10 protein-coding genes are annotated in these 9,612 nt (G+C 39.8%); all 10 read left to right on the forward strand.

Going from position 1 to position 9,612, the window contains the following annotated elements:
• Positions 1-96: 96 nt before the first annotated feature.
• The 10 genes from R7P72_RS23305 (at position 97) to R7P72_RS23355 (ending at position 8,404) form a co-directional block, all read left to right on the forward strand.
• Complete coding sequence (locus R7P72_RS23305) at positions 97-396, forward strand: hypothetical protein (RefSeq protein ID WP_213907484.1); 300 nt, start codon at positions 97-99, stop codon at positions 394-396.
• A 230-nt stretch (positions 397-626) separates the two neighbouring features.
• Entirely contained in the window at positions 627-1,118 is a 492-nt protein-coding gene (locus R7P72_RS23310) for an RDD family protein (protein ID WP_005377021.1), read from the forward strand.
• Between the two features lie 141 nt (positions 1,119-1,259).
• Complete coding sequence (locus R7P72_RS23315) at positions 1,260-2,078, forward strand: hypothetical protein (RefSeq protein WP_005377022.1); 819 nt, start codon at positions 1,260-1,262, stop codon at positions 2,076-2,078.
• A 158-nt stretch (positions 2,079-2,236) separates the two neighbouring features.
• Positions 2,237-2,590, forward strand: coding sequence for a DUF6404 family protein (locus R7P72_RS23320; protein WP_005377023.1), 354 nt, complete (start codon positions 2,237-2,239; stop codon positions 2,588-2,590).
• Between the two features lie 149 nt (positions 2,591-2,739).
• Positions 2,740-3,489, forward strand: a complete 750-nt coding sequence (locus tag R7P72_RS23325; RefSeq protein WP_005377025.1) for a DUF2971 domain-containing protein — start codon at positions 2,740-2,742, stop codon at positions 3,487-3,489.
• Positions 3,490-4,181: 692 nt separating this feature from the next.
• The gene (locus R7P72_RS23330; protein ID WP_005377028.1) at positions 4,182-4,784 is read left to right on the forward strand and encodes a hypothetical protein; all 603 of its coding nucleotides are present in this window, start codon (positions 4,182-4,184) and stop codon (positions 4,782-4,784) included.
• Positions 4,785-4,922: 138 nt separating this feature from the next.
• Positions 4,923-5,156: a hypothetical protein gene (locus R7P72_RS23335; RefSeq protein WP_005377029.1), complete on the forward strand. Its 234-nt coding sequence runs from the start codon at positions 4,923-4,925 to the stop codon at positions 5,154-5,156.
• Between the two features lie 194 nt (positions 5,157-5,350).
• Complete coding sequence (locus R7P72_RS23345; protein WP_031778950.1) at positions 5,351-6,652, forward strand: hypothetical protein; 1,302 nt, start codon at positions 5,351-5,353, stop codon at positions 6,650-6,652.
• Positions 6,653-6,820: 168 nt separating this feature from the next.
• Complete coding sequence (locus R7P72_RS23350) at positions 6,821-7,750, forward strand: hypothetical protein (RefSeq protein WP_232284619.1); 930 nt, start codon at positions 6,821-6,823, stop codon at positions 7,748-7,750.
• A gap of 144 nt (positions 7,751-7,894) precedes the next feature.
• A complete protein-coding gene (locus R7P72_RS23355; protein ID WP_005377035.1) occupies positions 7,895-8,404 on the forward strand; it encodes a GNAT family N-acetyltransferase in 510 nt (169 codons plus the stop codon).
• Positions 8,405-9,612 lie beyond the last annotated feature (1,208 nt).

Consider the following 9,612-nt stretch of genomic DNA (forward strand, 5'->3'; position numbering starts at 1 on the left):
CCAAATAGGCACGGATTTATCAGAGTTTATTTTAGGTTAGGGTGCATGTGCGTCTCTCACACCTTAACTGCGCGTTAGAGCGCAGGAGAAAAAAGTATGAACATGACCGATATAGTTGATTACATTTCATATCTTATCGCCGGCATTATTATCGCTCCTTTCGGCTTTATGCTGTTTAAAGAATTCATTGGTAAAGATCGCAAGACGGTTACAGATGAAGTCAAATCGACAGTAGGTGACGAATCGAGAAAGTTTCTGGGTGGTAGGTATGGTGATGCCGTTGTAGGTCAATTTGTCGAGTTTAAACTGATAATAGCGATAGGCTTGCCAGTAGTGCTATTTCTAGGAATTTCTTCCTTGGTAAATTCTCTTTTGGAAGCTCTGTTCACCCTGTGAGTTGCGCTCTAACAAACTGTTCAAGAGGGATTCGCAACGCGTGGCATTTTTACTATGCGTTGATTTTAGTGATTAAGGTGGTGTGCGGTGGCTTCGGTATTGCGTTGCTCACCCCTTAACAGGGCGTTATGTTAATTGAAGCGTGTTGCAATTAATTGAATATTGTCTTGAGAAAGAAATTACATTACGTATCATGCATTTACGTTGGTTATATAAACTAGGTAAATAATATGAAAGATAATGTTCCCGCGAAAATGAGTGATTTGTACGAATATTCAGGTTTTTGGCCTCGAGTTGGTGCTAGTCTAATTGATACTGTGATAATTTGTGTCCTTACATACCCGATTCTAGTAGCGGTTTATGGCTGGGCATATTTTGACAACGATGCGTTAGTACAAGGCTTCGCTGACCTGATTTTAAGCTGGATTTTTCCATTGGTAGCGATCATTGGTTTCTGGCTTTATCGTCAAGCGACACCAGGTAAAATGGCTATATCAGCGAAAATTGTAGACGCTAAAACTGGCGATAAACCTACCCTTCAACAGTATATTGTAAGATATCTTGGGTATATCCTAGCGACAATCCCTCTTGGACTAGGTATATTTTGGGTGGCTTGGGACAAGCGTAAACAGGGGTGGCACGACAAACTCGCCAATACCGTCGTTATCTGCGAAAAAGATCGAAACACACCTCAAGAAGTTGAATTCTCATCAAAAAATTAACATAACAAAGCATTTAAGAGTGATTCCCAACGCTTGGCATTTTTCATTCCATCGTTGGGTTTCGTGTTTACGGTGGTAAGGTTTAGGTCTGTGGTCGCGTTGCTCACACCTTAATGCGGCGTTAGGTGAAAGGAGGTAATTTTGAGTTTATATGAAGAATTAAAAAGAGAGTTTGAATCGAAAGGTATACCCGTTGAACAAACTGATTTCTACGATCATCCCAATTTTCTTAAAGCAGAACAGGCTGATCCAAGCTACCTTATAAAGTTTGCAAAGTTTGTAGCAGAGCAAAACTACTCACAAGAGTATTTGGACAAAGCGGAAAAAGTAATTACAGACGTCGTCGAAATAATGAGTTCAGAGCTGATCAAAAATGGTCGAGAGGGGGCATGTGTAGATATTTCTGGTATTTTGGCTCGTATACTTGAACGAAAGGGAGTTTGGTGTGCTTGCATAAAAGGTTCCACGACTATTGAGTTTCCGCAAAGCTCTGGAATTGATAATACTTACTACTGGTCAGTTGATCATGGTAATTTTACAGCGGGTCATGCATGGGTTTATGCTCCACCGTTTTCCATTATTGACATTACTTTAAATCAGCAGCCTCACCCAGAGAATGAAAAGGCTTTCATCCCTAAGGTTATTCTGGTTAAAGATGCAGTCAAAACAGTTTCTAGCGTAGAAGATATAATCAGCCCAGAGGTGCGGTTTCAAATGCAGCGGCAGGGTATCCCTACAAATTTAATGCTTGATTTAGGCTGTCGAGAACTGAAAGTTGTTCAAAGCTCAATACCTGCATTGTCTGTAGTTATCCAAGATACCAAGTTTAAATACTCTCCTGTTGCGGTGCATGCTTCTATAGAGGGATTGCCTGACATGAAAAACATGAAGTTTGACGGTGACTATCCATATCAGATGTATAAAAAGAAGCTTGAAAACCAAGTTGAAAATATCACCTAACAAACAATTTAAGAGTGATTCAGCACGCGTGGCATTTTTGCCATGCGTTAGCTTTCGGTGTTTAAGTGCTATGCAGCGGCTTGGTCAATGCGTGCTTCACACCTTAATTGGGCGTTAGGTTTCTCCACGGGAAACATCGAATACAAGGATTTTGGGTCATGGATTATGAAACGAAGCTACAACTTGCGCACAAAGAATTAAGTGACAAAGGTGTTTGGAAGTCGAACTACAATCCCCCACTTGTAAAGTCGTTACGTAAACTAGGACTGTGTTTTCCACCGCCTTATTATCAAAGCTTCTTTGCAAACGTTATGCTTTGTGCGACTTTCTTTGCTCCTGTTTGGGGAGTATTTCAATGGTTTCTTGTGTGGAACGAGTTAGGTAAACCAGTTTTAGAAGCAGTTTTCATTTCGTTACTTACTGGCGCTTTGTTTGGCTTGGTTATGGCAACCTTCTATTACATTAGGCGTAAGCAATTAAATCTAACAGATTGGGGTTCACTGGGGGAATAAGCCCAAAACCTAACAAATTGTTCAAGAGTGATTCGGCACGCGTGGCATTTTTACTATGCGTTAAGTTCAGTGGTTAAGGCGGTATGCGGAAACCTCGGTATTGCGTGCCTCACACCTTAACAAGGCGTTATGTTTAAAAGAGGTTAACGGTGAAATTCTACAAATATATGGCATTAAACAAGAACACACTTGATGCTTTTATTAATGAGTATTGTTGGTTTAGTTCACCATCTGCCTTTAATGACCCATTCGATTGTGGACTCATAAAGGGTGACAAAATGAAAGAGTTTTTCCTCGAAAGTAAGAAAATCCTTTGTCTTGCTAGAGATCATGATAATTTACTAATGTGGTCCCATTATGCGGATTCTCACAGAGGTATTTGTGTTGAATACACTCCATTTAGTACTGAAGAAATCTGTAGCTTGAAAGAGCAGGGAGTGTTTGGCGATTTTCCTAATGATCGACTTTGTATTGTGCAAAATGCCCGAAAGGTTGAATACAGAACAACAGAACAGATAAACAACTATCTAGATGCATTGCCTGACACTGATCAAGAGTTTTTGTCTTTGCACCAACAAAAAATCGAAGAAGGTTCGACTGAAGATTTTTATGCAACAATCAGTAGTGCTTTAACTATAAAGCATGAGTCATGGGCATACGAAAATGAGTACCGTATTATTCATGATGGTGAAAACCGAAACACTCATCCAGGAAAAATTACCAAAATATACATTGGAGCGAAGGCATCGCCACAGGACAAGCGAACACTTTCGATGCTAATTGATGAAAGCATAGAGTTGGTTTGTATGGACTTCTCCAAAACTAAGTACTCATTGACAGAGCGTTCTTTGGAACCAAAGGTTGATTTTGCAGGACTTGGTCTTTACTTCAAAGAATAAACATAACAAACAATTTAAGAGTGATTCAGCACGCTTGGCATTTTTGGTTTGGGTCTAGTTTAGTGATTAAGGCGTTCAAATTGGGTTATGTGGTCGCGTGCTTCACACCTTAATTGGGCGTTAGGCTACTTAAAGAGGATAAAGTGAACATTAAATTATTTTCTGCTTTGTTCGCGCTATTATTTCCATTATATGCTCAAGCTATTAATGAAGTCCGAGATGATATGTTTGGCTTTAACTATATGCTACCAGAGTCAAGTGTGTGTATTTCCGCTAAAGAGTCTGATAGTAAGCTAGTTTACTGCGAGTGGGTTAAGGGTAATGGCTATACTGGGGACGTAAATTCCTACTCTTGTATGATTTCTGAATTTGAGAAGTATATCTTTTTTAAAAGTCGTTCGGTGTGTATTGAGCAACTTGAAATAATGCGAAGTAATGCTCCGTAGTCGTAGCCTAACAAACTGTTTAAGAGGGATTCGCAACGCGTGGCATTTTTACTATGCGTTGCATTAAGTGGTTAAGGTGGTATGCGGCGGCTTATGTATTGCGTTGCTCACCCCTTAACAGGGCGTTAGCTCACTCATCGAAGATAATTTGTCTGATGGAAGATTTACAGGTCGTAGTGCCTTATAAGGTTGGCTACATAAGTGTATAATTCCTAGAATAATTTTCTATTGAGGCGTCATCGTATCATGCTTGGTTGGCTTTTTTTCTTTCTTTCCTGTGTTGTTTCGTTTGTCAGCGGTTTCAAGTTTTTGCTACCAGTGATGGAGTCTTCACCGTATAAGGCGTTCATGTCGCTCTATAATGAAGATGCTTTTGAGGTCTTCCTTCCCGACATTCAGTGGTACTTCATGAGCAAGATGCTTAGCTCTATGCAATTGGTGATAATGGTATGGGGAATACAGTTTTTTATTATTAGCTACCTGAATGTCGAAAAAGATCTAGTCAATAGACATTCAAAAAAACTCAGCTACTTTAAAAGTGCTATTGTGATCCAGTCTTCTGTCATGGGCTCTTTTATATTAGGAGGTGTTTGTGATGCAATTAGTCGTTCAGGAGGGGTATTAATGTGGTGGGATAGCATTGCTATTTCGGTACTACTCATCGCATTACCAATTTTGTTTAAATATAGAGATATATTTAAACTAGGTTACCGTAAGGGTAGCTTTCAGGACAAACACAAAACAACAATAACATGGTGTCTATTGAGCCTTGCCGCTTCGCTCTGGTTATACGTACAGTTTGTTCATGACTTCATTGAGCTTTATGCAATGTACCAAAGCGTGAGCTAACAAAGCATTTAAGAGTGATTCCCAACGCTTGGCATTTTTCATTTCATCGTTGGGTTCAGTGTTTACGGTGGCTTGGTTGAGTTTCGTGGTAGCGTTGCTCACACCTTAATGCGGCGTTAGTATTCAGGAGGAAAATTAGTGCTTCATCAGATAGACAAATATCAGTGTTCTGCTTGCAACATTAAATCCAAACATATTACCGTATTGATTAGGAACCCAAGTCCTTTTGCTGGTGTAAAACATCAAAAGCGTAAAGAGTTTATTGCTGGGTTAATCAAAGGCTGGGCAGTTGGTCCATTTTTAGCTTCTATGGATGAGTTTTCTCGACATACGATCTGTGAAAACTGTGGTATCAAGACGATAGAGAACTGACAAATAAGACTTCTTTTTAAGTTCGGTGTAACAGGTTGGGTCTGAATACTAACAAACTGTTCAAGAGGGATTCGCAACGCGTGGCATTTTTACTATGCGTTGGTTTAAGTGTTTAAGGTGGTATGCAGCGGCTTTGGTATTGCGTTGCTCACCCCTTAACAGGGCGTTAGGGCTACAAAATTGGAGTGCAGATATTGAACATCTTTAATAATTCCGAAGTTAACATGTGTATTGGGGAGCTATCAATTTCAGACAAGCCTGTTGATGTCCTAGAGGCTTGGGGGAAGCTTAATGGTCAGTACCCTAATTTGAGTAGTGTGATTCAGCTCGATAACTACGATAGAAATGTATTACCTCAATGTGTCCAAAAACACACAAAGAAGCCAGATAATTACTTAATCCCTTATTTTAAGTCAGATAAGCTATATTTCATCGACGATGAAATGATTAAGAATATATTCATTAAAGGAACTAATGTATTTCCAATAGATCACTCAGTAATGATGGACTCAAATATCTGTTCCTATATCGACAGTCTTGTTAGAGGGAAGCCTCTAGGTACTGTCGGACCCAAGCTATTACCTATCATTGATGATCTTCTGCGTGATGGTCTTAACTTTGATTTTCTTTTCTATATGATTGAAAATATTAAGCACGTTCTTCCATCTGCTAATTTCTCAGCAAAAAGTAAACTGGAATTTTGGAAAAGTCTGAATATTAACTTTAGGAAAAATCTTGTTAGTCTTCATTACTTTTCAAGTATTGACAGTAAAGAATATAGTCGGACATTAAGACCTAATTTCCTTCTATCTTATAGACAGTCTGCTCGACGTGCTATTGATGCTACATTTGGGTTTTACATGTCAAGTGAGGGTAAAAACTACCTATCGCAGTTTGCTGATTTTCAAAGAGTAGTCCTGCTGAGTATTATCGGAATGTTACGGATAAATTTATCATCTAACAAGAATGGCAGAAATAAAATGCTCGAATTTTTCGACTTCATGCACAGTGAAGTGGGAATTTATATGGAGCGAGAAGCGATATTAGCACATGAGTATTTCTGTGATTCAAAGTCGCTGCCGATACTAAAGAAAATCCAAAAAGGTGGTAACAAAAAGAAACTTTTAAAGAATTTGGATAACATTGCTTGGGATATGATAACCCCTAGACTAATGGAGCGCCTGATGTCTTCTGGTTTAGGGGCAAAAACTGACTATTTCATCCCCATTTTTATGACATTTGATGAGGATCTTAAGCATATGTTGGAGTCTTTTCAGGTCAAGCTAGTTATATACGATAAAGATAGTGGAGGCTTGCTGTCTATTCCTGAATGTAACTCCGCGGACTATTTTGAGAACGCTGGGCTTAAAAACTGTACGGACTACTTTTTTAGTGAAGTCAAAAAGAAAGAACGGCATAGTAGAAGTGTACACACTAGAGAAAGTATTTTGCCTGTATTGTTTAGTGAATATCGGAAACTCAGGCAAGCAATATAGCCCTAACAAAGCATTTAAGAGTGATTCCCAACGCACGGCATTTTTCATTCCATCGTTGGGTTTCGTGTTTACGGTGGTATGGATTAGGTTAGGTGGTAGCGTTGCTCACACCTTAATGCGGCGTTATGCGCCCCAAGAGGATGGATGGTAATTTATGAGGAATAAGATTTGGCGATAGAATCACCTTTATTTCAGAGCGCTATGGAGTTACTTGGTCACTCTATAACCCACTACAATGGTAAGAAAGAATTAGATCGAAAATTGCTAATTTTGCATTTAGCAAATGCTGTAGAGCTAGTCTTAAAAGACTTAGTGCTTGACGCTGGTGAATCAATATACAAAGGACCCAAAGAAACAATTACTATCCAAGGTTGCCTTAAGGTCTTGCAAGATAAATCGATAAGCTTACCTCTGCTGAACAAAATAGAGCTCTTGATAGATGAAAGAAATGCTCTTCAGCATCGCTTCGGTTCACCAAACGAATTGACTAGCATTTTCTATATGAATATCGCAGAGAACTTTTTTCGAGAGGTGCTTAAAACTCATTACGATCAGGAATACGATGAAGTTATCAATCAATTCGCTGACGAATCAGACTTGCTAGAATATAAGCTAAATGACCCAACTAATGATCAAGAGCTAGATAAACTTAAAGATTTAGCAAAAATACACCCATTGGGTGCATTGCTCTCTGCTTGGACTTACATTGAAAAAGAAATCGAAGAATTTGCAGAGAAAACAAGCTTAAATTTCCTCCGTCGTCGTCCTTCAACAATAGACTTAGTCAATGGGCGTTGGGAAAAATTTGGTGTCGTCGTACCAAACGCACTTAGTGAACGTTTTAACGAAGCACGTCGATTAAGAAATATGGCTGCACATGGCCGCATCGAACCGACGACGGAAGATGTTATATCCTCTGTGGAGACAATCGAGGTATTTGAAAAGTATTTACTAAATTTAGATAAAGCTAGCATCAAGGAATACGCTGAGATTGAGAAAGAAAGGCTTGAAAAAGAAAGGCAAGAATATCTTGAAAAACGAGCAAAAGAAAAGCAACAGCTAGAAATCATTGATATGTTCGGCGGTAAAGGCGCATAACAAAGCGTTTAAGACAGATTCGCAACGCGTGGCATTTTGGGTTTGATTCAGCTTATGTGTTTAAGGTGCAATGGTTTAGGTTTGGCGGTAGCGTTGCTCACTACTTAACGCGGCGTTATAAAGCTCGAAGAAAAAGGACATTTCGTGGAAATTCGAACAGGTAAACTTGAAGATGTTACTGGTATTACAGACATCTTTAATTTTTATATTGAACACACCAATGCACGCTTTGAGGAAGTTCCATTTACTCTGGAAAATCGTCAGAAATGGTTTTCTCAGTTCTCTAGCAACACCAAATATCAACTATATGTCGCTATAGAAAACGGCGAATTGCTAGGTTTTGCATGTTCCCAACAGTACAGAGCAATTTCAGCTTTTGACGATACTGTAGAAGTGACCGTGTATCTGGCACAAGAAGCTAAAGGGAAAGGTTTAGGTTCTAAACTATATACTCAGTTGTTCTCATCTATTCGTGCTTACGGCGTCCACCGTGTATTGTCGGGTGTTGCATTACCAAACGACGCATCAGTTGCATTACATAAACGGTTTGGTTTCAGAGAAGTCGGAGTTTTCAATGAGTATGCGAAGAAACACGGGCAGTACATAAGCTCGGTGTGGTTAGAAAAGGCGTTTAATGTAGAGTCCGCTTTATAACAAACAATTTAAGAGTGATTCGGCACGCGTGGCATTTTTGGTATGCGTTGGTTTTAGTGGTTAAGGTGGTATGCGGAAGCATCGGTATTGCGTGCCTCACACCTTAATTGGGCGTTATGCTTAATCAAATAAAATCAGTGGATTATGGTTTTTCTTTGTTCCCTTGGCTGATAGGTTATGTGCTTGTCGGCAAGTTGACTTCATTGGTCGCTGTTTTCCGGACACTTATTCTTTGGCGCTGAAAATTCAGAGAATTGCCTCAATCAATTTTCGGGTAAGCACGAGATTAGGGCAGTTGGCTCAATCAGCAATTTGATCTTAGTTTTTTGAGTTTTAGCAGCCAAATTTCAAAGTCTGATTTTCAAAAATTATGAGTCATTTCAGTTTTTTAGGTTTTGCCTTTTGTTAGCTAATCCTAGTCGAGTTAATCTTGGTTTTGGTAAAAATGCGGGTGTTGAAGCTTAAGCATAACAAAGCGTTTAAGTGGGATTTGGCACGCGTGGCATTTTCAGTTTGCGTTGGGTTCAGTGGTTACGGCACTGTGCGGTAGCTTTTGTATTGCGTGCCTGCACCCCTTAACGCGGCGTTAGTACGGGATTGGTATCAAAGGTTAAAAATTTCGGTGTTTATCTGTTTCGTTTCCTAGCTTTTCACTGGATCAAATGTGCCTTTCACGTTCTTTCCGGTGGCACTATATGCGTAGCGCCCGCGTCGATTTCACCGTTTACGGTTTCTAACTTTTGGGCTATTTCGTTGGTGCGGATTCTTTTGTGTTGTTGGCTTTTTAGCCTTCAATTCTGTACTTTGGTGTGGTTGTCAAAGTTCGGTGACCGAATCCCTTGCTAATTTGAAACCAGTCAAAATAGGGAAGTTTGGCGTGTTTTTCTTCTAGCCCACTTGCGTCTTGAGATTGAGTTCCAGTTTGGCGGTTGTCCGTTTGGCTTCAGCGTTTTAAACCAACAGTTTCGTGCTATATTTCAATATCTTGGTGCAAACCAAAAAGTTTTAGAACAGCGTACTAACAAACAATTTAAGAGTGATTCGGCACGCGTGGCACTTTTGCTATGCGTTGGTTTTAGTGATTAAGGCGGTATGCGGCGGCATCGGCATAGCGTGCCTCACACCTTAATTGGGCGTTATTTCCGCAACGGATCTCTCAGGCTGAATGTACGTGATTGTAGCCTAAGAGTGAAAGTGGCGGGGTAATA

This window comes from Vibrio sp. Vb0888 (assembly GCF_033338835.1).
GTDB lineage: Bacteria > Pseudomonadota > Gammaproteobacteria > Enterobacterales > Vibrionaceae > Vibrio > Vibrio alginolyticus.

Bases quoted from the DNA above. Each gene is read 5' to 3' on its own strand.
- R7P72_RS23305 (WP_213907484.1), top strand. From the start codon at position 97: ATGAACATGACCGATATAGTTGATTACATTTCATATCTTATCGCCGGC.
- R7P72_RS23310 (WP_005377021.1), top strand. From the start codon at position 627: ATGAAAGATAATGTTCCCGCGAAAATGAGTGATTTGTACGAATATTCA.
- R7P72_RS23320 (WP_005377023.1), top strand. From the start codon at position 2,237: ATGGATTATGAAACGAAGCTACAACTTGCGCACAAAGAATTAAGTGAC.
- R7P72_RS23330 (WP_005377028.1), top strand. From the start codon at position 4,182: ATGCTTGGTTGGCTTTTTTTCTTTCTTTCCTGTGTTGTTTCGTTTGTC.